At 70.4% G+C, this 24,658-nt stretch carries 22 protein-coding genes; 17 read left to right on the top strand and 5 right to left on the bottom strand.

Annotation, left to right across the window (positions count from 1 at the left end; translation table 11 throughout):
* Nucleotides 1–7: 7 nt before the first annotated feature.
* Nucleotides 8–1,531, top strand: a complete 1,524-nt coding sequence (locus tag NCG93_RS10030) for an aldehyde dehydrogenase family protein (protein WP_241741830.1) — start codon at nt 8–10, stop codon at nt 1,529–1,531.
* Entirely contained in the window at nt 1,528–2,391 is an 864-nt protein-coding gene (locus NCG93_RS10025) for an aldehyde dehydrogenase family protein (RefSeq protein WP_194413930.1), read from the top strand. Before NCG93_RS10030 ends, NCG93_RS10025 begins: the two co-directional genes overlap by 4 nt.
* 240 nt (nt 2,392–2,631) lie before the next feature.
* On the opposite strand, the gene NCG93_RS10020 is transcribed toward NCG93_RS10025, so the two are convergent.
* Entirely contained in the window at nt 2,632–3,348 is a 717-nt protein-coding gene (locus tag NCG93_RS10020; RefSeq protein ID WP_194413929.1) for an NRDE family protein, read from the bottom strand.
* Between the two features lie 69 nt (nt 3,349–3,417).
* Between NCG93_RS10020 and coaBC the strand changes: the two genes are divergently transcribed.
* The 5 genes from coaBC (at nt 3,418) to NCG93_RS09995 (ending at nt 9,981) form a co-directional block, all read left to right on the top strand.
* Entirely contained in the window at nt 3,418–4,653 is a 1,236-nt protein-coding gene (coaBC, locus tag NCG93_RS10015; protein WP_194413928.1) for a bifunctional phosphopantothenoylcysteine decarboxylase/phosphopantothenate--cysteine ligase CoaBC, read from the top strand.
* A gap of 79 nt (nt 4,654–4,732) precedes the next feature.
* A complete protein-coding gene (locus NCG93_RS10010; protein WP_194413927.1) occupies nt 4,733–5,629 on the top strand; it encodes a glycerophosphodiester phosphodiesterase in 897 nt (298 codons plus the stop codon).
* A gap of 109 nt (nt 5,630–5,738) precedes the next feature.
* Nucleotides 5,739–6,383 carry a hypothetical protein gene (locus NCG93_RS10005; RefSeq protein ID WP_194413926.1) on the top strand — a complete coding sequence of 215 codons (645 nt, stop codon included), beginning with the start codon at nt 5,739–5,741 and terminating at the stop codon, nt 6,381–6,383.
* 262 nt (nt 6,384–6,645) lie between these two features.
* Entirely contained in the window at nt 6,646–8,799 is a 2,154-nt protein-coding gene (locus tag NCG93_RS10000) for a DEAD/DEAH box helicase (protein ID WP_194413925.1), read from the top strand.
* 153 nt (nt 8,800–8,952) lie between these two features.
* Nucleotides 8,953–9,981 carry an ATP-dependent 6-phosphofructokinase gene (locus NCG93_RS09995; protein WP_194413924.1) on the top strand — a complete coding sequence of 343 codons (1,029 nt, stop codon included), beginning with the start codon at nt 8,953–8,955 and terminating at the stop codon, nt 9,979–9,981.
* A gap of 177 nt (nt 9,982–10,158) precedes the next feature.
* Here NCG93_RS09995 and NCG93_RS09990 read toward each other — a convergent pair whose 3' ends face one another.
* Nucleotides 10,159–12,303 (bottom strand): S9 family peptidase, encoded by a 2,145-nt coding sequence (locus NCG93_RS09990; RefSeq protein WP_252787503.1) that lies wholly within the window; start codon nt 12,301–12,303, stop codon nt 10,159–10,161.
* Between the two features lie 156 nt (nt 12,304–12,459).
* Between NCG93_RS09990 and NCG93_RS09985 the strand changes: the two genes are divergently transcribed.
* The 5 genes from NCG93_RS09985 to NCG93_RS09965 all read left to right on the top strand — a co-directional run bounded on the left by NCG93_RS09985 (nt 12,460) and on the right by NCG93_RS09965 (nt 17,544).
* Nucleotides 12,460–13,776, top strand: coding sequence for an inorganic phosphate transporter (locus tag NCG93_RS09985; protein ID WP_194413923.1), 1,317 nt, complete (start codon nt 12,460–12,462; stop codon nt 13,774–13,776).
* Nucleotides 13,773–14,102, top strand: coding sequence for a peptidase (locus tag NCG93_RS09980; RefSeq protein WP_194413922.1), 330 nt, complete (start codon nt 13,773–13,775; stop codon nt 14,100–14,102). The genes NCG93_RS09985 and NCG93_RS09980 overlap by 4 nt, the downstream gene beginning before the upstream one ends.
* Nucleotides 14,103–14,228: 126 nt before the next feature.
* Complete coding sequence (locus tag NCG93_RS09975; protein WP_194413921.1) at nt 14,229–15,197, top strand: phosphodiesterase; 969 nt, start codon at nt 14,229–14,231, stop codon at nt 15,195–15,197.
* Between the two features lie 162 nt (nt 15,198–15,359).
* Nucleotides 15,360–16,841, top strand: coding sequence for an aspartate ammonia-lyase (locus NCG93_RS09970; protein ID WP_194413920.1), 1,482 nt, complete (start codon nt 15,360–15,362; stop codon nt 16,839–16,841).
* Between the two features lie 61 nt (nt 16,842–16,902).
* A complete protein-coding gene (locus tag NCG93_RS09965; protein ID WP_194413919.1) occupies nt 16,903–17,544 on the top strand; it encodes a DUF4190 domain-containing protein in 642 nt (213 codons plus the stop codon).
* A 105-nt stretch (nt 17,545–17,649) separates the two neighbouring features.
* Here NCG93_RS09965 and NCG93_RS09960 read toward each other — a convergent pair whose 3' ends face one another.
* Nucleotides 17,650–18,513 (bottom strand): fumarylacetoacetate hydrolase family protein, encoded by an 864-nt coding sequence (locus NCG93_RS09960; protein ID WP_194413918.1) that lies wholly within the window; start codon nt 18,511–18,513, stop codon nt 17,650–17,652.
* A gap of 63 nt (nt 18,514–18,576) precedes the next feature.
* Between NCG93_RS09960 and NCG93_RS09955 the strand changes: the two genes are divergently transcribed.
* The 4 genes from NCG93_RS09955 (at nt 18,577) to NCG93_RS09940 (ending at nt 21,641) form a co-directional block, all read left to right on the top strand.
* Nucleotides 18,577–19,803 carry a PrsW family intramembrane metalloprotease gene (locus NCG93_RS09955; protein WP_194413917.1) on the top strand — a complete coding sequence of 409 codons (1,227 nt, stop codon included), beginning with the start codon at nt 18,577–18,579 and terminating at the stop codon, nt 19,801–19,803.
* A gap of 185 nt (nt 19,804–19,988) precedes the next feature.
* A complete protein-coding gene (locus NCG93_RS09950) occupies nt 19,989–20,357 on the top strand; it encodes an FKBP-type peptidyl-prolyl cis-trans isomerase (protein WP_194413916.1) in 369 nt (122 codons plus the stop codon).
* Between the two features lie 196 nt (nt 20,358–20,553).
* Entirely contained in the window at nt 20,554–21,117 is a 564-nt protein-coding gene (locus tag NCG93_RS09945) for a YceI family protein (protein ID WP_194413915.1), read from the top strand.
* A gap of 392 nt (nt 21,118–21,509) precedes the next feature.
* The gene (locus NCG93_RS09940; protein WP_241741828.1) at nt 21,510–21,641 is read left to right on the top strand and encodes a helix-turn-helix domain-containing protein; all 132 of its coding nucleotides are present in this window, start codon (nt 21,510–21,512) and stop codon (nt 21,639–21,641) included.
* Nucleotides 21,642–21,659: 18 nt separating this feature from the next.
* On the opposite strand, the gene NCG93_RS09935 is transcribed toward NCG93_RS09940, so the two are convergent.
* On the bottom strand, nt 21,660–22,604 hold the full coding sequence (locus NCG93_RS09935; RefSeq protein WP_194413914.1) for a DMT family transporter: 945 nt from the start codon (nt 22,602–22,604) through the stop codon (nt 21,660–21,662).
* 101 nt (nt 22,605–22,705) lie between these two features.
* A complete protein-coding gene (locus tag NCG93_RS09930) occupies nt 22,706–24,016 on the bottom strand; it encodes an MFS transporter (RefSeq protein ID WP_194414902.1) in 1,311 nt (436 codons plus the stop codon).
* A gap of 213 nt (nt 24,017–24,229) precedes the next feature.
* On the opposite strand from NCG93_RS09930, the gene rpsO reads away from it, so the two are divergent.
* Nucleotides 24,230–24,499, top strand: coding sequence for a 30S ribosomal protein S15 (rpsO, locus tag NCG93_RS09925; protein WP_056121136.1), 270 nt, complete (start codon nt 24,230–24,232; stop codon nt 24,497–24,499).
* The last annotated feature ends 159 nt before the right edge of the window (nt 24,500–24,658 follow it).

The raw sequence follows: 24,658 nt of genomic DNA, 5'->3' as shown, positions 1-24,658 counted from the left end.
TGCCCGCATGAGTTTCCTCGAATACGCGCCCGCCCCCGAGTCGCGCGCCATCCTGTCCCTCAAGCCCGAGTACGGGCTGTTCATCGACGGCGACTTCCGCGCCGGATCCGGCGAGCCCTTCGCGACGATCTCGCCCGCGGACGAGCAGCACATCGCCACGATCGCCTCGGCGAGCGACGACGATGTCGACGCCGCCGTCGCCGCGGCGCGGCGCGCCTACGACCGGACGTGGTCGAAGATGAGCGGCCGCGACCGCGGCAAGTACCTGTTCCGGATCGCGCGGCTCGTCCAGGAGCGCGCGCGGGAGCTCGCCGTCGCCGAGAGCCTCGACAACGGCAAGCCGATCAAGGAGAGCCGCGACGTCGACGTGCCACTCGTCGCCGCGTGGTTCTTCTACTACGCCGGGTGGGCCGACAAGCTCGACTACGCCGGCCTGGGTGCCGACCCGCGCGCCCTCGGTGTCGCCGGTCAGATCATCCCGTGGAACTTCCCGCTGCTCATGCTGGCGTGGAAGATCGCTCCCGCGCTCGCCGCGGGCAACACCGTCGTCCTGAAGCCCGCCGAGACGACTCCGCTGTCGGCGCTCATCTTCGCGGAGATCCTGCAGCAGGCGGACCTGCCGCCGGGCGTCGTCAACATCGTGACGGGTGCGGGTGCGACCGGCGCGGCGCTGGTGCGGCATCCCGATGTGAACAAGGTCGCATTCACGGGTTCGACCGCGGTCGGGCGCGAGATCGCGAAGGCGGTCGCGGGCACCGACAAGAAGCTGACGCTCGAGCTCGGCGGCAAGGCCGCGAACATCGTGTTCGAAGACGCGCCGATCGATCAGGCGATCGAGGGCATCGTCAACGGCATCTTCTTCAACCAGGGTCACGTCTGCTGCGCCGGCAGCCGTCTGCTGGTGCAGGAGTCGGTCCACGACGAGGTCGTGGACCGCCTGAAGTCCCGCCTGTCGACGCTGCGCCTCGGCGACCCGCTCGACAAGAACACCGACATCGGTGCGATCAACTCGCGCGAGCAGCTGGATCGCATCCGCGAGCTCAGCAAGGTCGGCGAGGACGAGGGCGCCGAGCGCTGGAGCGCGCCGTGTGTCATCCCCGAGAACGGGTTCTGGTTCGCCCCGACGATCTTCACCAACGTGCAGGCGAGTCATCGCATCGCCCGTGACGAGATCTTCGGCCCGGTGCTGTCGGTGCTGACATTCCGCACCCCCGCGGAGGCGATCGAGAAGGCGAACAACACGCCGTACGGTCTCTCCGCCGGCATCTGGACCGACAAGGGCTCGCGCATCCTCGCCGTCGCCGACCGCCTGCGGGCCGGCGTGGTGTGGGCGAACACGTTCAACCGGTTCGACCCGTCGTCGCCGTTCGGCGGTTACAAGGAGTCGGGCTACGGTCGCGAAGGCGGCCGCCACGGCCTGACCGCCTACCTCAAGGGTGCGGCATCCGTATCCCCCCGGTCGTTGAGCGAGCGAGGAACGAGCGAGACGAAACGCGAACCCGCCCGCTCGAAGAAGGAGGTCTCCGCATGAGCAAGCGACTGACCGTGCCGAAGACGTACAAGCTCTACATCGGCGGCGCTTTCCCGCGCAGCGAGTCGGGCCGCACCTACGAGGTCGCGACCCCGAAGGGCGAGTTCCTCGCGAATGCGGCACTCGCGTCTCGCAAGGACGCGCGGGATGCCGTCGTCTCGGCCCGCGGCGCCGTCAAGGGGTGGTCGGGGGCGACGGCCTACAACCGCGGCCAGGTCCTCTACCGGGTTGCCGAGATCCTCGAAGGCCGTCGCGCGCAGTTCGTGGACGAGATCGTGCAGCAGACGGGTGTCTCGGCATCCGTGGCCGCCGCCGAGGTCGACGAGTCGATCGACCGCTGGGTCTGGTACGCCGGCTGGTGCGACAAGTTCGCGCAGGTCGCCGGCAACGGCAATCCCGTGGCCGGGCCGTACTTCAACATCTCGGTGCCCGAGCCGACGGGAGTCGTCGGGGTCGTCGCCCCGCAGGACACGGCGCTCGTGGGTCTCGTCTCGGCGATCGCGCCGGCGCTCGTGACCGGCAACGCCGTCGTCGTCGTCGCGTCGCAGCGTTATCCGCTTTCGGCGATCTCGCTCGCCGAGGTGCTGGCGACCAGCGACGTGCCCGGGGGAGTGGTCAACGTGCTGACCGGCTCACCCGCCGAGATCGCACCGTGGCTGGCATCCCACCCCGATGTGCATGCGCTCGACCTCGTCGGCGCCGGCGAGCTCGACTGGATCGACCTGCAGATCGCGGCGGCCGACACGCTGACGCGCGTGCTTCCTCCCGAGAACGGGACGGATGCCGCGGCCCCCAGCCTCTCGCGCATCACCGCGTTCACCGAGACGAAGACGGTGTGGCACCCCAAGAGCCTCGTCTAGCACGAGGCGGAGAGCCGGACGAAGCGCCTCGAGCCGCCGCGTGCGGAGCTCGGGGCGTTTCGTCTCGCTCGTTCCTCGCTCGCTCAACGACCGGGCAGGGCGTTTCGTCTCGCTCGTTCCTCGCTCGCTCAACGACCGGGAACGGGACCACCGGGGCGTGGGGAACCGGTCGTTGAGCGAGCGCCAGCGACCGAGACGAAACGCCTCGGACGCGGCGCAGACCTCGGCCCGCCCCGTGCGCTACTCCAGCTCGAGCCCGCCCCACTCGCCGGGATGTGCGAGCTCGCCGTAGTGGACGTCCACATCGTGGGCCGACACCGATGCCACGCAGGCCAGGAGGGACAGCGTCGGGTAGCCATGGGGGCGGTTGTCGCGGATGATCGCACCGTCGTCGGTGGGGGCGAGCTCGGCCGACCGCTCGAGCACGTCGGCCCACGGCATCCACCAGCGTCCTTCACTCGCGGGCTCGGCCGCGCGGAACGCGCCGAGCCACCGGGCGATGCGCGGCGTTCCGCCGTCGTCGACGTCGTCGTGGGCGATCATGTGCGTGCCGGGCGGGAGTTCGACCGTGCGCAGTGCCGCGCCGTCCCACGTGAGCACGCGTGCGTGCGCGCCCTCGACCTCGACGAGGTTGAAGCCGTGCGTCGGCGGCTCACCCTCCGGTGAGCGCCCTGCGACGGAGTCGAGCACGATGCCGCCCCGGGACACCAGCTCGGACTCGGGTCGCGTCGACTCGTCAGCGCGGTTGAGGAGCACGGCGAGCCGGCCGGCTGCAGGGTCGGCCGCCAGCCATGCGCCGCCGGCGCGCACGTCGCGGACACCGACGACGCCGTCGTGCGGTTCGGGCCACCACCGGCCGAGCGGATTCCACGGCCGCTCCGGGTCCTCGTCGCGGATCGCGAGCACGCGCGTGGGTTCGTCGGCAGACGCCGGAACGCGGATCACGACGGTGCACATGAGGGTCTCCTCGGGGGTGTCATCCGGCCGTGGGGCCGGGGAGTCGAGCGGGCGTGCCAAGATCGGAGGGTGTTCGTCGTGGTCGGGGTCACCGGTGGCATCGCCGCCTACAAGACGGTGCAGCTCGTGCGCCTGCTGGTCAAGGCGGGGCACGAGGTGCATGTCGTCCCCACGGACGACGCCCTCCGCTTCGTCGGGCTGCCGACGTGGGAGTCGATCAGCCGCCACCCCGTGACGACCTCCGTCCACGATGATGTCGCGCGGGTCCGACACGTCGCGCTCGGCCAGGCGGCCGACCTCGTGATCGTGGCGCCCGCGACGGCGAACACCCTGGCGAAGATGACCGCAGGACTCGCGGACGACCTCCTCGGAACGACCCTACTCGCCACCACGGCACCGGTCGTCGTAGCCCCCGCGATGCACACCGAGATGTGGCGGCACCCCGCGACCGCCCACAACATGGCGACCCTGCGCGAGCGCGGCGTCATCGTGGTCGGTCCCGAGAGCGGCGAGCTGACCGGTGGCGACAGCGGACCCGGACGGATGTCGGAGCCCGAGGCGATCCTCTCCACTGCACTCGCGGCGGCCGGGGGGAGAACCGGCGACCTCGACGGACTCCGGGTCGTGGTGAGCGCCGGCGGCACGCGTGAACCCATCGACCCCGTGCGGTTCATCGGCAACCGCTCGAGCGGCCGCCAGGGGGTGGCGGTGGCGCTGGTGGCCGCCGACCGCGGCGCCGACGTGGTGCTCGTCGCGGCGCATGTCGACGACGGCGTGCTGGATGCGGCATCCGCTCTCCCTTCGGTGCGGGTCGTGCGCGCGGGAACCGCGACGGAGCTCGCCGCCGCCGTCGAGGCACAGGCCGATGGGGCCGACGTCATCGTCATGGCGGCTGCCGTCGCCGACTACCGGGTGGCAGAGGTGTCGCCGCTCAAGCGCTCCAAGGAGGCGGCGCCGGCCGGCGGGATCACGCTCGACCTGATCGAGAACGACGACATCCTGGCCGGCCTCGTGCGCCGTCGCCGCCGCGGCCAGACGATCGTCGGCTTCGCGGCCGAGACGCCGGGCGAGGGCGAGACGCTGCTCGACCGAGGGCGCCGCAAAGCCGCGCGCAAGGGCACCGACCTCCTGGCGGTGAACGAGGTCGGATGGGCCAAGGGATTCGAGACCGCCGACAACGCTGTCACCGTCATCGACGCTGACGGCGAGGTCGTCGCGGCGCGCCGCGGGAGCAAGGCCGACGTCGCCGAGGCGCTCTGGGACGCGGTCGTCGCCGTGAGGCGAACCAGCGCGAATCCTAAGTAACGAAACAGTAACGGCGCATGTAGAGTGGTCCGCACCACGTCGACGATGACGTGGTGCACGACCTCGGAGGACATGCCCGATGCCCTACTCCGCGGCATCCGATCGCTCGCGCGACCGGATCCACGCCCTGTCCGTCATGTGCGTGCTCGCCATCGCGAGCATCGTCATCGCCGTCCTCGGCGCGACACCCGCGCGCGTCAGTTCGCGTGAGCTGATGGGTGACGAGAGAACGCCTGGCGACGCCGCATTCATCGCAAGCCATCGCGGCGGGGCGGCCACGGCGCCCGAGAACACGCTCCCCGCCATCACCGCCGCCCTCGACGCGGGATTCGACTACGTCGAGGTCGACGTCGCGCTGACCGCGGACCGGCACCCGGTGCTGATGCACGACAAGACCGTCGACCGCACCACCGACGGCCACGGGCGACTCGCCTCGCTGGCCCTCGCCGATGTGCGCGCCCTCGATGCCGGATCGTGGTTCGATCCCGCCTATGCCGGAACCCCGGTGCCGACGTTCACCGAGTTCCTCGATGCGCTGCTCGCGGCCGATGGGCGCGCGATCGTCGAGCTGAAGGGCGGATGGGATGCCGCGGCCGTCGACGCGGCGGTGGCCGAGGTCGCCGCACGCGCGCTGGAATCCCGGGTGGTGTTCGCGAGCTTCGACGCGCGCACCCTGGCGCTCGCCGCGGCCGAGTCGGACGTGCTCTCGCGCCTGCTCATCCTCAAGCAACTGCCGTCGGACGTCGTCAGCGCTGTCGCCGAGTCGGGCGCCCGCGGCGTGGTGGTCAGCCGCAAGGCGGTGCTGGCGCGCCCGGGGATTGTGGACGAGCTGCATGCGGCCGGCGCCCGTGTGGTTGTGTACACGCTCAACAGCGACACGCAGTGGGATGCCGTCACCGCGCTCGGCGTCGACGGGATCGTGACCGACGATCCTCACACGCTTTCGGAATGGCAGAGCGCCTACGCCGGGCCTTGAGCTGCTCCGGCGTGACGCGGCAGCCGCGGCGTGGCCCGCGGCATCCCGTCATCCCTCTCGTTAGGGTTCATATCGCGGCGTCCCGTGGCGGCGCGAGAGGACGGGTGACGTGGGAACGGTCCAGCAGAGCCGGGCGAAGCGGGTCGCGGTCGGGTGCGTCGCGCTGATCGCGCTCGTGGTCGTCGTCAGCGGATGCCGTCCGGAGCCGGCGGCGACGCCCTCGAGCAGCCCGTCGATCACGATGAAGGACACGACCCCGTCCCCTTCCGTCTCGCCGATCGAGACCCAGAAGCCGCAGGCCGACTTCGAGCTCCCCACGGCGTGCGAGGAGATCTACTCCGACGCCATGCTCGCGAGTCTCCAGTCGGCCAACCCGCCGCTGAACGACCCCGGCGTCACGATGCTGTCGACCGAGAACGCCGACCTGCTCGAGATCATCCATGGCGGCGCTCCGACGCTGCGCTGCTCGTGGGGCCAGCCGAGCGAGTACGGCCTCGCGACGAACGTCACGGTGATCGACGACGATCAGGCCGCCGCGATCCTCACGGCCCTCCCGGCGGCCGGCTTCGGCTGCGAGGCGCTCGGCGACGGCACCGTGTGCCGGATCGAGCAGAAGGGCGTCACGCTCGACGACAAGGAGTACACCCGCGGCGAGACGCACTACGTCGGCGACGGCGCGGTGGTGACGACGGCCTGGATCAACTTCGCGCCCGACGGCTATACCGAGGACGTGGTCGCAACGCTCTTCGGGTAACCCCCGCGGGCGTCTGTGTCTCGAATCTGCATCCCTTCGGCGGGCCCGCTTCCCTCGACAGGGCGCTCGTCGCATAGAATGGCCGGAGGGAAGAACCGCTGACGATGTCGCAGCTCGCAGAAGCGAGTGCCCGCGACCGTCGGCGCAATGTCCCCGATCCCGCGTTCGCGACGGCGTTCGCGCCGCCCGCGGGAGCACGCAGAACCATCGGTGTCATCCGATCCTCGCCGGTCCCGAACCGGCACTCACGCTCAGGAGGAGCATGCCGACCACGGCACCCGCCCAGACGGCGCAGCGTCGCCGCAAGACCTCGTCCGCACGTCGCGACGACGAGGCGCCCATCATCCCGATCCTCGCCCGCAAGGTGCGCGAGGTCGAGGCAAAGGCCCAGCGCGGGAAGCTCGGGCCGACCAACCGCGTCAAGTTCCAGGTCATCGCGTTCCTGGTGCGCGAGGAGCGCGCCCGGGTGAAGGGCGACACTGAGCTGACGGATGCCGCGCGCGCAGAGCTGCTGAAGCGGCTCGACGGCGTCGCCACCATCCTCGCGAAGACGGCCGCCCGCGACACGTCGCTCATCCAGCTGCTCGAGGTCGATCAGGCCGCCTCGCCGGTCGCGCGTCGCATGCGGCGGGACTGGCTGCTCGAGTCGGGCGCCGAGCTCGCACCGGACGAGCTGATTATCACCGACGTCGCGCCGGTCGCGACGCCCGTCGTTCCTGCCGCGCTCGTCGAGCGCCAGGTGGTGCCGCAGCAGGTGGTGGCGCGCCGCGAGGCGAACCCCTTCCTCGCGCCCGACCTGTCGGCGCGTCCGTCCAAAGAGACGCCTCGTCGCCGTCTGGACAGCTGGGAGCTCATGGGCCCGCTGTACAAGGCGTTCGAGACCGGCGCCGGCGGCGGCAGCGCCACCATGGAGCTTCCGCCCGTGCCCGAGTTCGACCGCCTGTCGCCCCGGGGTCTCGAGGTGATGCCCCACCAGTCACGGTTCCTCGAGTCCGTGCGTGCGGGACACCGCACCTTCCTCCTCGCCGATGAGCCGGGCCTCGGCAAGACCGCGGAGTCGGTGCTCGCGGCATCCGTCGCCAACGCGTACCCGCTGCTGGCCGTCGTTCCCAACGTCGTGAAGATGAACTGGGCCCGCGAGGTCGAGCGCTGGACGCCGCACCGTCGCGCGACGGTGATCCAGGGCGACGGCGAAGACATCGACGCGTTCGCCGACGTGTTCATCGTCAACTACGAGATCCTCGACCGCCACCTCTCGTGGCTCAGCTCGATCGGGCTCAAGGGCATGGTCGTCGACGAGGCGCACTTCATCAAGAACCTCACGTCGCAGCGATCGCAGAACGTGCTCGCCCTGGCGACGCGCATCCGCGAGCAGGTGCGCGATCCGCTCCTGCTGGCCCTCACCGGCACGCCGCTCATCAACGACGTCGAGGACTTCGACGCGATCTGGCGCTTCCTGGGCTGGACCAACGGCGAGAAGCCGGGTTCGGAGCTCATGGAGAAGCTCGACGAGACCGGCCTGACGCCGGCCGACAAGGCGTTCTACCCCGAGGCGCGCGACGCCGTCATCTCGATGGGGATCGTGCGGCGCAAGAAGAAGGATGTCGCCGCCGATCTGCCCGACAAGCTGATCGCCGACCTGCCCGTGCAGCTCGACGACGAATTCGGCCGCTCGATCCGTCAGGCCGAGCGCGAGCTCGGCGAGCGGCTCGCCGCCCGCTACCGCCGCATCATCGAGGCCCGCGGCGACCGCGGCCACGGTCCCGGCCACATCGACGACGACATCGTGCGCCTGGTGGCGCAGAACGAGCTCGAGGAGTCCAAGGCCGCCGGCACGGGATCCGAGAACGTCTTCACGATGGTGCGCAAGATCGGTCAGGCCAAGGCCGTGCTCGCAGCCGACTACGCGGTGCAGCTGCAGCGCTCCGTCGGCAAGGTCGTGTTCTTCGCCAAGCACATCGACGTCATGGATGCCGCCGAGGCGCACTTCGCCGCGGCAGGGCTCAAGACCGTGTCGCTGCGCGGCGATCAGACGTCTGTCGCGCGCCAGGGCGCGATCGACGCGTTCAACAACGATCCCGACGTCGGCATCGCGGTCTGCTCGCTCACCGCTGCAGGCGTCGGCGTGAACATGCAGGCATCGTCGAACGTCGTGCTCGCCGAGCTCTCCTGGACCGCGGCCGAGCAGACGCAGGCCATCGACCGCGTGCACCGCATCGGTCAGGACGAGCCGGTCACGGCGTGGCGCATCATCGCGGCGCACACGATCGACACGAAGATCGCCGAGCTGATCGACTCGAAGCAGGGGCTCGCGGCGCGGGCGCTCGACGGTGAGGCCGTCGACCCGCAGTCGAGCGACTCGGTTCAGCTGTCGGCGCTCATGCACGTGCTGCGGCAGGCGCTCGGCGGGGCGTAGTCCGCATACCGGGGAAGGGCGGCGCGGGTTCGCGCCGCCCTTCGTCGTCGGTGCGGACCCGAGCGATCCGTGTGGCAGGGCGGGCCGCCCGGCACTAATGTCGGGGGAGGCAGCGTCGCCGACTCTCTTCACCCGACAGCGAGGAACACAGCTATGAAGATCGGCATCCTGACGAGCGGCGGCGATTGCCCCGGACTGAACGCGGTCATCCGTGGCGTCGTGCTCAAGGGCACGACCACGTACGACCTCGAGTTCGTCGGCATCCGCGACGGCTGGCGGGGTGTCGTCGACGGCGACTTCTTCCCGCTCACGCGTCACGAGGTGAAGGGGCTGTCGAAGGTCGGCGGCACGATCCTCGGCACCAGCCGCACGAACCCTTACGAGGGTCCGCGCGGCGGCGCCGAGAACATCGCGAAGACGATGTACGGCCACCGCATCGACGGCATCATCGCGATCGGGGGCGAGGGCACCCTGGCGGCGGCCAACCGCCTCGCGAACGACGGCATCAACGTCCTGGGCGTGCCCAAGACCATCGACAACGACCTCCGCGCCACCGACTACTCGTTCGGCTTCGACACCGCCGTGAACATCGCCACCGACGCGATGGACCGCCTGCGCACGACCGGCGACTCGCACCAGCGCTGCATGGTCGCCGAGGTCATGGGGCGCCACGTCGGGTGGATCGCCCTGCACGCCGGCATGGCCGCCGGCGCCCACGCCATCTGCATCCCCGAGGTGCCCATGTCGATCGACGAGATCTGCGCCCAGGTCACGAAGGCCCACGACCGCGGGCGCGCGCCGCTCGTCGTGGTCTCGGAGGGCTTCACGCTCACCGGCATGGACGAGGCGTTCAGCGACAAGGGCCTCGACGCGTTCAACCGTCCGCGCCTGGGCGGCATCAGCGAGGTCCTCGCGCCCGAGATCGAGCTGCGCACCGGCATCGAGACGCGCTCGACCGTGCTCGGCCACATCCAGCGCGGCGGATCGCCGTCCGGCTTCGACCGCGTGCTGGCCACGCGCCTGGGGCTGCACGCCGCCGACGCCGTCGTCGACGGCGCCTGGGGCCAGATGGTCGCGATGCGCGGCACCGACATCGTGCGCGTGCCCTTCGCCGAGGCGCTCGGCGAGCTCAACACCGTCCCGCTGTACCGCTATGAGGAAGCCGCCGCCCTCTTCGGCTGACCGGCCCGCGGGGAACTCGACGGCGGGACGGATGCCGCGGCCCGCGGCATCCGTCCCATCCTCGCGTCGCGCGGCCGCGCGGATCACCGAGCCGGGGGATCCCCGCCGAAACCCGGGACGACGTCCTCGCTCTCGGCGCAGATCCCTTGGTTCGATGCGCGCCGGACCGGTCGGCTCTCAGGCGTCGGCGACGCCGAGGACGTCCAGCAGCCAGGCGAGCTCGAACGCGCGCTCGCGCCAGGCGTTGTAGCGCCCGCTGACGCCACCGTGGCCGGCCACCATCTCGCACTTCAGCAGCGCGTCGGCGCCGACTTCGCGCAGGCGCGCCACCCACTTGGCCGGCTCGACGTACAGCACGCGGGTGTCGTTGAGCGACGTGACGGCGAGGATGCGCGGGTACGCGGCATCCGTCCGCACGTTCTCGTACGGCGAGTAGGACTTCATGTAGGCGTAGACGTCCGCGTTGTGCAGCGGATCCCCCCACTCGTCCCACTCGATGACGGTGAGCGGCAGCGACGGGTCGAGGATCGTCGTCAGCGCGTCGACGAACGGCACGTCGGCGAGGACGCCGGCGAAGAGCTCCGGCGCGAGGTTCGACACTGCGCCCATCAGCAGGCCGCCGGCCGAGCCGCCCTCGGCGACCAGCTGCGCGGGCGTCGTGAATCCGCGGTCGATGAGGTGCAGGGCGCAGTCGACGAAGTCCGTGAACGTGTTGCGCTTGCTGAGCAGCTTGCCGTCCTCGTACCACTGACGCCCCATCTCGCCGCCGCCGCGCACGTGGGCGACCGCGAACACGACGCCGCGGTCGAGCTCCGACAGGCGCGGGACCGAGAATCCGGGTTCGATGGAGTGCTCGTACGACCCGTAGCCGTACAGGTGCACGGGGCGCGGCGCGGCGCCCGCGTCGCCGAACGACCGCTTGTAGACGAGCGAGATGGGGATCTGCGTGCCGTCCTGCGCGGTCGCCCAGACGCGCGCCTGCGCGTACTCGTCGGGCTCGTAGCCGCCCAGCACCGGCTGGCGCTTGCGCAGGTGCAGCTCGCGTGTGGCGACGTCGAGGTCGTACACGGTGCCCGGCGTGACGAACGAGCCGTAGCCCAGGCGCAGGAGCGGCGGAGCCCATTCGGGGTTGCCGCCCGTGCCGACGGAGTACAGCGGCTCGTCGAACGCGATCTCGCTCACATCGCCGGTCGCGTAGTCGAGCATGCCGAGCCGGGCGAGCCCTCCTCGGCGGTAGCCGACGACGCCCCAGTCGCGGAACGTCGACACGCCCAGCAGGCGCTCGCCGGGACGGTGGGGGATCACGACCGAGCGCTCGCCGGTCGGATCGGATGCCGGCACCCGTACCAGCTCGAAGTCCAGGGCGCCGTCGTTGTGGAGGACGAACAGCACGTCCTCGCCGTCGACGACGGCGTGGTCGGAGTCGTACTCGACCCCCTCGGTGCGCGGCCACACGACGCGCGGCTCGCCGCGCAGGTCGTCGGCATCCAGCAGCCATTCCTCCGACGTGATCGACGAGCCCAGGCCGATCACGAGGAAGCGGTCGCTGCGCGTGAACCCGGCGCCCACCCAGAACTTCTCGTCCGGCTCGTGGAACAGCTTCGCGTCGTCGGCGACCGGGGTGCCCAGCTCGTGCAGCCATACGGTGTCGGGCCGCCACGCGTCGTCGACGGTGGTGTAGACGATGTAGCGGCCGTCGGGGGAGAAGGTCGAACCGGCGAACGTGTCGGGGATCTCGTCGGGCAGCTGCTCGCCCGTGACGAGGTTGCGCACGCGCACCGTGTAGCGCTCGTCGCCCGCGACGTCCACGCCGTAGAGCATCAGGGTGCCGTCGTTGGAGACCTCGAAGCTGCCGAGCGAGAAGAACTCGTGGCCGTCGGCCTCGATGTTGCCGTCCAGCAGGATCTGCTCGCCGGGCACCTCGACGTCGGGGGAGAGCTCGGGCGGGGTCCAGTCGTCGGGGGAGGCGAGCGGGGCGCGGCACTGGATGCCGTACTGCTTGCCCTCCACCGTGCGTCCGTAGTACCACCAGCCGCCCCGCCGCGTGGGCACCGAGAGGTCGGTCTCGAGCGTGCGGTCCTTGATCTCGCCGAAGATGCGCTCGCGGAGCCCCTCGAGGTGGGCCGTCCGCTGCTGCGTGTACGCGTTCTCGGCCTCGAGGTGGGCGATGACCGCGGCGTCCTCCTTCGCGCGGAACCACTCGTAGCGGTCCTCGACGTCGTCGCCGTGGTGCGAGCGGACGCTGATCCTGCTCTCGGCGACGGGGGGACGGATGCCGGCGTCAGGGGCGGATGTGGCGGGTACGGGGTCGCTGAGGGTCACCGTTCCACGCTAGTCGCCTCCGAGTTGACCGTCAGGGTCGCCGATGTAGGATTCTTCCTGGCCGGTTGCCGGTACCTGAACCCTTGGTGAACTGTTCGTTCGTCGCGCCGATCTCGTCGGCACCATCTCTCCACTCCTCCTCACCGAAAGCGAACGGTGGAAACCGCAACCCTCATCATCGTTCTGGTGATAGCGCTGGCGCTGTTCTTCGACTTCACGAACGGCTTCCACGACACGGCGAACGCGATGGCGACGCCGATCGCCACCGGCGCGCTCAAGCCCAAGACCGCCGTGCTCCTCGCCGCGGTGCTCAACCTCGTCGGTGCGTTCCTGTCGACAGAGGTGGCTCAGACCATCTCGGGCGGGATCATCAACGAGGATCAGATCTCGGCGAACATCTTTCCCGAGATCATCCTCGCCGGCCTCATCGGCGCCATCACGTGGAACATGCTGACGTGGCTCCTGGGTCTTCCCTCGTCGTCGTCTCATGCGCTGTTCGGCGGCCTCATCGGTGCCACCATCGTCGGCGTCGGCTTCACGGCGGTCAACTTCGGCGTGGTCATGTCCAAGGTGATCCTGCCGGCGTTCATCGCCCCGGTGACCGCGGGCATCATCGCGTTCACGGCCACCAAGCTCGCGTATGTCCTCACCCGTCGCTACGACAGCAAGCCCGACGGGCGCGACGGCTTCCGCTTCGGGCAGATCTTCACCTCGTCGCTCGTCGCCCTCGCACACGGCACCAACGACGCGCAGAAGACGATGGGCATCATCACGCTCCTGCTCATCACCGCCGGCCTGCAGTCGGCGTCGAACCCCGAGCCGCAGCTGTGGGTGGTGTTCGCCTGCGCGATCACGATCGCCCTGGGCACCTACATGGGCGGCTGGCGCATCATCCGCACGCTCGGCAAGGGACTGACCGAGGTCAAGCCCGCGCAGGGCTTCGCGGCCGAGGCGTCGACCGCCTCGACGATCCTCGCCTCGAGCGCCCTCGGGTTCGCGCTGTCGACCACTCAGGTGGCGTCGGGCTCGGTGATCGGGTCGGGCCTGGGTCGTCGGGGCTCACAGGTGCGGTGGCGCACCGCGGGCCGCATCATGGTCGGCTGGATCCTCACCCTGCCCGCGGCCGGCGCCGTCGGTGCCGCTGCGGCCCTGATCGTCGTGTGGCTCCCCGTCTGGGGCGTCATCATCGATGCGCTGCTCGCCGTGGGGATCATCACGTTCCTCTTCCTCCGCTCCCGTCGCGACGAAGTCACGGCCGCCAACGCGATGAGCGAGGTCGCCGACTCCGGTCGCGCCGTCAAGGTCAAGCGCAACCCGCCGCCCACCCGTCGTCAGCGTGCGCTCGCGCGCGAAGAGGCGCGCCGCGTCGCGGCAGCGCAGAGTGCGGCCCAAACGGCGGCGAAGAAGGCGGCGAAGGCCGCGAAGGCCGCCGAGCGAACTGCGAACGGCCCGAAGAACGGTGGCCCGCGATGACCATCCACTGGGACTCCTTCGTGCAGGTCTTCATCGCCGCCTTCGTCTCGGCGGTGCTCGTGGTCGGCTTCTACTCACTCGGTCTGCGGCTGCTGGTCCGCGCCGGACGCGCGCCCGTCGTCGCACCGGCCGAGTTCACCGACGCGATCACCGTGATCTCCGAGAAGGAGGCGCGCCGCGCCGAGAAGGCCGCCGCCAAGGCCGCGAAGCGCAGCCCGCTGACGGACGGGCAGAAGCGCCTCGCGCTCGTGACCGCCTACGTCTGCTTCGCCGTCTGCGCCGCCGCCGTCCTCGGCGGCCTGCTGCTCATCCTGTTCAACCACTGACGGCCGTCGCGGTCGCGTCGACGTTGAGGCGGTCGACGCTGAGCCCGCCGGCGGGGCCCCTTCGCTGTCCGCCGGCGCGGGTGCGGCGGGTGCAGCGTGTCGGAGTGAGCGCCTAGGCTGTGGCCCATGGCCTCCCTGCCCCGTCCCGACGATTCCGGCTCGTCGCCAGGTGCCCCCGGGCGCGGCGGCCCCGCCGCGACGGTGCAGTTCGGCCAGCACCCGCCGGCGCGGCGCACCCTGCTGCACATCAGCGACACCCACCTGCTCGCCGGCAACGTGCCGCTCGGCGGACGCTTCGACACGGCGGCGAACCTCACCCAGACGCTGATCGCGGCCGAGGCCACCGGCATCCGTCCCGACGCCATCGTGTTCACGGGCGATCTGACGGATCTGGGCGAGCCCGAGGCGTACACAGCGCTGCGCGAAGCGGTCGAGCCCGTCGCGGAGCGGCTCGGGGCGCCCATCGTGTGGCTGGCCGGCAACCATGACGAGCGGCCGGCCCTGCGCCGCGACCTGCTCGGCCTGGAGCCGACGCAGGAGCCCGTCACCGGCGTGTGGGACCTCGGCGGACTGCGGCTGGTCGGACTGGACTCGACGGTGCCGGGGTGGCACCACGGCGATGTGGACTCCGCACAGCTGGAGTGGCTGCGTGACGTGCTCGCGACGCCCGCGCCGCTCGGCACGATCCTGGCCATCCACCATCCGCCGCTGCCGTCGCACGTGCCGCTGTTCGACATCCTCGAGCTGCGCGATCAGGGGCGCCTGGCCGAGGTGATCGCGGGCACCGACGTGCGCGCGATCCTCGCCGGACACCTGCACTATTCGACGAGCGGCACGTTCGCGGGCGTGCCGGTGAGTGTCGCCGCCGCCACCTGCTACACGATGAATCTCGCGCGGGCCGCGGTCGATGTGAACGGCATGGACGCCGGCCAGTCCTTCCACCTCGTGCACGTGTACGACGACACCATCACGCATGCCGTCGTCCCCGTCCTGCAGGCGCCCACCGCCGACGTCTTCTCCGCGGAATGGGTGGAGCGGATGTCGCGCCTCACGCCCGAGCAGCGTCTCGAGGCGTTCTCGCGCAAGCCCCACTGAGCAGCAACGTTCGTGAGCGGCCGGGCCGCTCTGACGGCCACCGCGGTGTACGTCGCGATGGCGTGCGCTGTACGCCGCGTATAGGGGGGTCCTCAGGGGGCGCGAGTAGTCTCGAAGCATCCCGGCACACCGCTGTGAACGACCCACGAGGACACCACACACATGTCACTGGACGCAATGACGCGAACCCGCATCGAGACCGATTCCCTCGGATCCATGGAGATCCCCGCCGACGCGTACTGGGGCATCCACACCGCCCGGGCGCTGGATAACTTCCCGATCTCGAAGCGGCCGATCTCGGTCTATCCCGATCTGGTGCGTGCGCTCGCGATGGTGAAGCAGGCCTCCGCGCGCGCCAACCGCGAGATCGGGGTCCTCGATCCCGCCAAGGCCGACCTCATCGACCGCGCGGCGCAGCTCGTCATCGAGGGCCAGTTCCACGATCAGTTCGTCGTCGGCGTGATCCAGGGCGGCGCCGGCACGTCGACCAACATGAACGCGAACGAGGTCATCACCAATGTCGCGCTCGAGCTCGCCGGCCGGCCCAAGGGCGACTACGCGTTCCTGTCTCCGATCGACGACACCAACCGCAGCCAGTCGACGAACGACGTCTACCCGACCGCCATCAAGGTCGGGCTCGGCCTCGACCTGCAGAGCCTGCTGGAAGAGCTCGACCTGCTGCGCCGGGCGTTCCTCGCCAAGGCGGTGGAGTTCCACGACGTCCTGAAGGTCGGGCGCACGCAGCTGCAGGACGCCGTGCCGATGACGCTCGGGCAGGAGTTCCACGGCTTCGCGACAACGCTGGGCTACGACCACCAGCGCCTCACCGAGAACGCGTACCTCCTGTACGAGATCAACATGGGCGCCACGGCCATCGGCACGGGCATCACCACGAACCCGTCCTACGCTCCTGCCGTCCTGCGCCACCTGCGGGACATCTCGGGCCTCGACCTCGCCACGGCGAGCGACCTGGTCGAAGCCACGAGCGACACGGGTTCGTTCATGTCGTTCTCGTCCTCGCTAAAGCGCAACGCGATCAAGCTCTCGAAGATCTGCAACGACCTGCGGCTCCTCTCGTCCGGCCCGCAAGCCGGGTTCGGCGAGATCAACCTCCCGGCGCGGCAGGCGGGCTCGAGCATCATGCCGGGCAAGGTCAACCCGGTGATCCCCGAGGTCGTCAATCAGGTGGCGTTCGCCGTCGCGGGGTCCGACCTCACGGTGACGATGGCGGTCGAGGGCGGTCAGCTGCAGCTGAACGCGTTCGAACCGGTGATCGCGCACTCGATCTTCCAGTCGATCACCTGGCTGCGTCAGGCGATGCTCACCCTCCGCGTCAACTGCGTCGAAGGCATCACCGCCAATCGCGAGCGTCTCGGCGCCATGGTCGGGAACAGCGTCGGCGTGATCACGGCGCTCACCCCCTTCATCGGCTACGCCGCTGCGGCAGCGCTCGCCAAGACCGCCCTGCTCACCGGGCACAGCGTCGCCGACCTCGTCGTCGAGGCCGGCCTGATGTCGCGTGACGAGGTCGCGAAGCAGCTCTCGCCGGCGCGGCTGTCGGGCCTCGAGACGGTGACGGCCGCCATCCCCATCCAGCAGGCGCCGGAAGACGTCGTCGTGGAGCACCGCGCCGACTCCCGCTGAGCGGTTGCCGCGGGCACCTCCCGATCGATAACGTCGGGGGGACTCGAACGAAAGGCGAGAAATGACCGATCCGCAGAACCCGGCCGCACCCGAGCCGCCTCAGCAGCCCGCGGGGGAGCCGACTGCGCCTCAGCCGCCCGCCGACGCGCCTCCTGCGGCTGCTGAGGTGCCGGCCGCACCCGCCGCTCCGGAGTACGCTGCCCCCGCTGAGCCGGAGCCCAGCCCTGCCGCGGCGCCGGCCGCGCCGGAGTACGCAGCCCCGTCCGCGGCGGCGGCCCCGTCCGATTACCCGGCGGCTCCGCCGGCCTACTCGGCCGCTCCGCCGGCCTACCCGGCCGCTCCGCCGGCCTACCCGACGGCCCCGCCCGCCGCCTACGGTGCACCGGCGGACGCCCGTGTCCCGGGCAAGACCCTGGGGCTCGTCGCATTCATCGTCTCGCTGGCCGGCGTGGTCGTGTGGGGCATCGCCCCGCTCGTCGGTCTGATCCTCGGCATCGTCGCCCTCGTGCAGAGCCGGAAGGCGGGCGTGAAGAACGGGTTCGCGCTCGCGGCGATCATCATCGGCGCGGTGCTGCTCGTGATCGGGATCATCCTTTCGATCGTCGTGCTGGGTCTGATCTTCGGCGGCCTCGCCGCGGCGTGCAACGAACTCGGTCCGGGCGTCTGGGACCTCGACAACGGCGGCACGATCACCTGCAACTGACGCCGGCGTCGCGTCCGGCTGAACGCGAACGAGGGGCGGGTCCGCACGGCGGGCCCGCCCCTCGTGTGTCCCGGTGAACGCGCGGTGGTGGCGCGGTTCTCGTCCTCAGTCGAGGATGCGGCAGTGGGTCGTGAGGGCGCCGATCCCGTCGATCCCCACCGTCACCGTCGACCGGTCGCGCAGGAACACCTGCGGATCCCGCGAGTAGCCGGCGCCTCCGGGGCTGCCGGTCGAGATGAGGGTGCCCGCGAGCAACGTCGCCGACCTTGACAGGTGCGAGATCAGGGTGGCGACGGGGCGCACCATCTGGCCGGTCGTCGCATCCTGCAAGGTCGTTCCGTCCAGGACGGTCCAGATGTGCAGATCCTGCGGGTCGGGCACCTCGTCGGCGGTGACGACGAAGGGCCCTGTGGGGGTGAAGCCGTCGAACGACTTGCAGCGTGACCACTGGGCTTCGGAGTACTGGATGTCGCGGGCGGTGATGTCATTGACGACCGTGTAGCCCCAGACGTGGGCGAGTGCGTCCTCGGGCGAGACGTCTTTGGCCGGCGTGCCGATGATGACGCCGAGCTCGGCCTCGTAGTCGACGGACTCGCTGAGCGACCGCGGCCACGCAGTCGTGTGGTCGTGGCCGGCGAGCGAGTTCGGCCACAGCACGAAGACGGTGGGCGTGGAGTCGGTCTTCAACCCCAGTTCGCTCGAGTGCGCGGCGTAGTTGAGGCCGATCGCGAGGATCACCGGCGGCGCGAGGACGGCCGACGCGTAGCGCATCGAGTCGAGCGGATGCCGTGGCCCTCGGTCTGCGGCATCCCTCACGCGTGCGAGCAGCTCGTCGCCGCCGGCGATGAGCTCCTCGAGGGTGCGCGGGGCTCCGGCGAACAGCCTCTCGACGATGACCGCCTCGTCGCCCAGGACGACCGCGAGCCTCGGCCCGCCCGACTCCGGTGGCACGACATGGGCGAAGCGCATGCCCCCAACCTAGCCGGAGCCTCGTGTCGCCGGGCCACCCGCGGGCGGTCATAGGCTGTGCGCATGACGCCTGACCCCGGTGCCGCACGCCCGCGGCCCTCGCTCACGCCCCCCGAGTTCGCCTCCGCCCTCGCGCAGCCCCGTCACGCGGCTGCCGCGGCGATCACGCCGCCGGCGACGTCGCCCGCGCCGGTGCAGATTCCGAGCGCCGTCGTCGCCCGCGGCGGTCGCAGCGCCTCCATCTGGATCGCCGGCGTCCTCGTGCTGATCCTCATCGCACTGGTCGGCTATTTCCTGAACGCGCTGGGTCCGGGCGCCTCGCTCCTGGGGATGCTGCTCGCTCTCGTGCCGCTCGTCGGCGTACTGTTCGCGGTGCGCATCGTCGATCGCTGGGAGCCGGAACCGAAGGGCCTGCTGATTCTGGCGATCGCGTGGGGCGCCATCGCCGCCGTCGGCATCGCGCTCGGCATCGATCTGCTGCTCTCCGTGGTCTTCGGGCCCGCGACCGGCACCCGTGAGGTGCTGCAGACGGTGGTGCAGGCTCCGGTGGTCGAGGAGTTCGCCAAGGGACTGGGGGTCTTCCTCATCTTCGCGACCGCCCGCCGGGCTTTCGACGGACCCGTCGACGGGATCGTCTACGGCGCACTGGTAGGTGCGGGCTTCGCCTTCACCGAGAACATCCAGTACTTCGCCGTGAGCTTCATCGAGGGCGGGGCCGCCGAGACGTCGACGACGTTCTTCCTGCGCGGCATCCTCTCGCCCTTCGCCCACGTCATGTTCACCAGCGTCACCGGATTCGCCCTCGGACTCGCCGCCCGTCGCGGACTCTCGACGGGACAGGCGGTCGGCCCCTGGCTGCTCGGCCTGGCGGGCGCCATTGCGCTGCACGCCTTCTGGAACGGCTCGGCGGTGTTCGGCGACTTCTTCGTGCTCTACCTGACGCTCCAGGTGCCGCTCTTCATCGGGTTCATCCTCGGTATCGTCGCGCTCCGACGCGAGGAGACGCGCCTCACCCGGCGCCGGCTGGGCGACTACGCCGCTGCCGGGTGGTTCACTCCCCAGGAGGTCGACATGCTGGCCACGCCAGCGGGCCGCAAGGCGGCGCTGGCGTGGGCGCGCTCGCTGCGGGGCGACCGCACCGGGCTCATGAAGAGCTTCATCACGGACGCGACAGCCCTCGCCGCCACGCGTCAGCGTGCCATCACCGGGCGTGATCCGCAGGCGGCCGTCGAGGAGCACGACCTGCTGGCGAAGACGGCCGCGACGCGCTCGGCGATGTTCGCACCCTGAGCCGGAGGCCCTCGCAGCAAGACTCAGCGCTCGGTGCCGCGGCGATGCCTGCGTGTCTACCGAGCGCTGAGTTGGTCTGCGACCAGGATGCCGGGGGCCCGCGCGACTGTCAAGAGAGCCTGCGGCGGTTCCCCTGACGGCGAAATCCTCCGGCGTCCGAGATCGCGGGGTGGTTGGATGGTGTCATGACTGACGACCGCACCAAGCCCGAGATCGACGCACCCGCCGGCCCGGCGCCGTCCGACCTGGTCGTCCGCGACATCGTCGTGGGCGAGGGCGCCGAGGCGAAGCCCGGCGACACCGTGACCGTCCACTACGTGGGCGTCGAGTACGAGACCGGCGAGGAGTTCGACTCGTCGTGGAACCGCGGCGAGAGCATCCAGTTCCCCCTCCGCGGCCTGATCCAGGGCTGGCAGGACGGCATCCCCGGCATGAAGGAAGGCGGGCGTCGCGAGCTCGTCATCCCGCCGGACCTCGCGTACGGTCCCGCCGGCGGCCACTTCCTCGGTGGCAAGACCCTGATCTTCGTCATCGACCTCATCAAGGTCGGCTGAGAGCCCGCCACACCGGACGTTCTCCAGGGAGCGGATGCCGCGGCATCCGCTCCCTTCGTCATGTCCGGGCGCTTCCGCACCGGGCACATCGTGAGAATTTTTTCATTCACAGGAATAGATCGTGGACTGCTGTGCGTTGACGTCTATCGAGCCCATCGCCGCACCTGCGGTGATCCACCCCACACGAAGGACGACCATGACGGACACCACCACGATCGACGTTCCCGGCTACAAGGCGGGCACCTGGGTGCTCGACCCCGCGCACAGCGAGGTCACCTTCAGCGTGCGCCACATGATGATCTCGAAGGTGCGCGGCACGTTCGGCATGAAGAGCGCGACGCTCGTCGCCCCCGAGAACCCGCTGGACGCCCAGGTCGAGGCGAGCGTCGACGTGACCTCGGTCGACACCAAGGACGAGGGGCGCGACAACCACCTCCGCTCCGGTGACTTCTTCGACGTCGAGAACCACCCGACCATGGAGTTCCGCTCCACCGGTGCCCGCATCGCTGACGGCGACTTCCTGGTCGACGGCGACCTGACCATCCGCGGCGTGACCAAGCCGGTGACCTTCGAGTTCGACTTCGGCGGCTTCGGCACCGACCCGTGGGGCAACTACAAGGCCGGCGCCACCGCGAAGACCGTTGTGAACCGTGAGGACTTCGGGCTCACCTGGAACGCCGCCCTCGAGACCGGCGGCGTGCTGGTCGGCAAGGACGTCACCATCACGCTCGAGCTGCAGGGTGCGCTCCAGCAGGACTGACCTGCAGCGCCACTGACGCGCGGCGGTCGCAGAAGACCGCATAAGAGCGGATGCCTCGGCCCGAGGCATCCGCTCTTCTGCGCGTGAGGGCGGGAGTCAGCCGGAGACCGACACCGTCTCCCGCACCCGGTCGTCGCTGGTCGTCGAGACGGTCCGCGCGTGGCTGGCCGACCAGCAGTCCGAATCGAGCGGATGGCTGGCTGCGCTGCGCGATCCCCAGCTCGGCGCGGCGCTCGCCGCCGTCCACCGCGATCCCGGCCACCCGTGGACGCTCGACGCGCTGGCGCGCCGTGCGACGATGTCGCGCTCGGCCTTCGCAGCGCGGTTCAGCGCGGTGGTCGGAACACCGCCGATGACCTACGTGTCGGCCGCGCGGATGCGGGCGGCGCGCCATGCTCGCCGAGGGCGGCAGCGTCGCGGCGGTCGCCGCCGCGCACGGGTACGGCTCCGAGGCCGCGTTCAGCCGCGCGTTCGCGCGCGTGACCGGTGAGACGCCGGGGCGCGTGCGCCGGGCCGCGGCCTGACGCGAGCAGTCCCGCGTCTCAGGAGCGCGGTCGCCGGCGAAGGCGCAGGCGGTCCTGAGCGAGCAGGATGCCCAGGAAGACGACGAGGGCGCCGACAGGCTCGTTCCAGCTGATCGTCTCACCCAGGATCAGGATGCCGAGGATGACGCCCACGACCGGGGTGATGTAGGTGACGGTGGAGGCGCGTGTGGGACCCCAGGCGCGCACGGTGTTCTGGTTCCAGACGTACGCGATCCCCGTGCCGAGGCAGCCGAGCAGGACGAGGCTCACGATGATGGGCGCGTCGAGGCGCACCGGCGTCAGGACGAGGAACGGCGTGAGCACGACCATCACCGCCCCCGCCATGGCGATGTAGCCGAACGTGAACGCGAGGGCCGACATCCCGGTGTTCGACACGAAGCGGCGCATGTAGGCGAAGCTGAAGCCGTAGCTCGCAGTCGCACCGAGGATCGTCAGCTCGGCGACGAGGCTGCCGTCGAACGCGATGCCCTGCCACGGTGCGATGATCACGATCACACCGAGGATGCCGACCCCGATGCCGGCGACCTGCAGGGCCTTGAGCCGCTCGACGCGGAAGACCAGCCACGCCATGATCGCCGTCATGATGGGCGTCGTCGCGTTGAAGATGCTGGCGACGCCCGAGCTGACGTGCTGCTGCGCCCACGAGAACAGCAGGAACGGGATGACGCAGAACGTGAGTCCCAGCACGAGCAGGTGCGCCCATACGCGCAGGCTGCGCGACAGGTGCTCGCGGCGCAGCAGCACGAGGGCGCCGAGCGTGACCGCGCCCAGAAGGATGCGGGTCCACGCGACCTGGGCGGGGGAGATGCCGGTCAGCGACACCTTCATGAAGAGGAAGCTCGATCCCCACACGATGCCGGCGAGCACGAACTGCACCGTGATCCAGCGGGCAGAGGTGGGGTTCTCCGCACGAAGGGCCGGGCTGGTTCGGGTCGAGGTCACGGACCAACGGTACGCGCGTGCTCCGACCCGAGGACTCCCGGCGGGATGCGACGTCCGAAATCCGCCGATGTGCGGCGCTCAGACTACGACCCGGCCGCCCGTCAGGGGACGGGGTTCTCGGCGTCGTAGGCGCGGAAGCGCGGGCTGGCGCGCACGAGCGTCGCGACGAGCGCGATGATGATGAACCCGCCGAGCAGCGGCGGGAACCACAGCGCCGTGAGCGTCGCGAGTGTGCCGGCGTAGAGCGCGCCCAGGCGCGGGCCCCCCGCGACCACGACGATGAAGATGCCTTGCAGCCGACCACGGATGGCGTCGGGCACGGCCGCCTGCACCATGGTGTTGCGGAAGATCGAGCTGATGTTGTCGGCCGCGCCCGAGACCGCCAGCACGAGGCATGCGAGCCCGATGAGCACGACGTTGGGCGTGTCGGCGTCGACGGCGGGGGGTGCGAGCCAGCCGAGGGCTGCGGCGGCGAGCACGAGGCCGAGTGCGGCGATGGCGCCGCCGTACACGAGGATCGCTCGCTGGATGCCGAGTCCCTGGTGGCGGACGCCGCCGATCCGCCCGGAGAACAGGCTCGACGCGAACGCGCCCGCCGCGACCGACGCGGTGAGGAGTCCGGTGGTGATCGGCCCGCCGCCCAGCAGCACCGCGCCGATGGCGGGGAACAGCGAAAGCGGCTGACCGAAGGTCATCGCGATGATGTCGAGGATGAACTGGAGCCGGATGTTCGACGCCCGCCGCAGGAACCGCCAGCCGTCGCGCAGCGATTCCAGCCCCGGCCGCACGATCTCGCCTTCGGGGCGCAGCGCCGGCAGCGTCCACAGGCCGAGGAACAGCGAGGTCATCAGGATCACGTCGAGCGTGTACGTCCAGGCGTAGCCGGTGAGCGCCACCAGCACGCCGGCGAGCGCCGGGCCGGCCATCACCATGATGCCGACGGTGATGCCGCCCAGTGCGGATGCGGCGGCGAGCAGCTCACGGGGGAGGAGGCGCGGCACGATGGCCTGCCGCGTGGCGAGCACGATCGAGTTGGCGGCGGAGTTGACGATGCTGAGCGCGTAGAGCCACCACACCGTCTCGAGGTCCGCCCAGGTGAGGGCGGCGAGCAGCGCCGTCGAGCCGAAGGTCACGGTGGCGGCGATCAGCGCGACGGCGCGCCGGTCGAAGGCGTCGGCCAGCATGCCGCCGTAGATGCCGGCGATGATCATGGGCACGAGGCCGGCGACGGCGATCATCGAGACGGCGAACGTCGACCCGGTGAGGTCATACATCTGCAGCATGATCGCGACGATCGTCAGCTGTCCGCCGAGGCCGGCCAGCGTCGAGCCGATCCACATCCGCGTGAACGCGGGACTGGTGCGGAACGGGCGCAGATCGATGAGGTGGCTGCGATGCGCCTCGCCGCTCATGCTCGACGCGGTGCCCGATTCGCGCCGGCTCCGGCGTTCGATGCGGGGGCGGAAAGGCACGGATTCGAGCGTACCCGGGCACACACGCGGCGTTCGCCGCAGCATCCGTTCGCTGGTAGACTCTTCAGGTTGCCGTTAGATCGGCCGCGGATAAAGAGAGCTCGCGCATCAGGCGTCGAGCGCCGCGCAACGACCAGGAAGGGGATCCCATCTATGCCACTCGAATCCGATGCCAAGAAGGCGATCATCGAAGAGTACGCGACGCACCCCGGTGACACCGGATCCCCCGAGGTGCAGGTCGCGATGCTGACGCAGCGCATCAAGGACCTCACCGAGCACCTCAAGGAGCACAAGCACGACCACCACTCACGTCGTGGTCTGTTCTTGATGGTGGGTCAGCGCCGTCGTCTGCTCGGCTACCTCCAGGACATCGACATCAACCGTTACCGGTCGCTGATCGAGCGTCTCGGACTGCGCCGCTAATCGCAGCCAGCGTACAATCGCGCAAAACATTCTTGGAAGGCCTCCCCACGGTGTGGGGAGGCCTTCACCCTTTCCGCCCGAAGCGGCCGGTTCCGAGAATCCTGGCTCTCCCGCCGGACCGCCTCCGCATCCCGTCCGCCCCGCACCGTGTCACGATGT

This window comes from Microbacterium yannicii (assembly GCF_024055635.1).
GTDB classification, from domain to species: Bacteria; Actinomycetota; Actinomycetes; order Actinomycetales; family Microbacteriaceae; genus Microbacterium; species Microbacterium yannicii.
The sequence above is the reverse complement of the archived record's forward strand: the minus strand, read 5'-3'. Positions and strand labels throughout refer to the sequence as shown.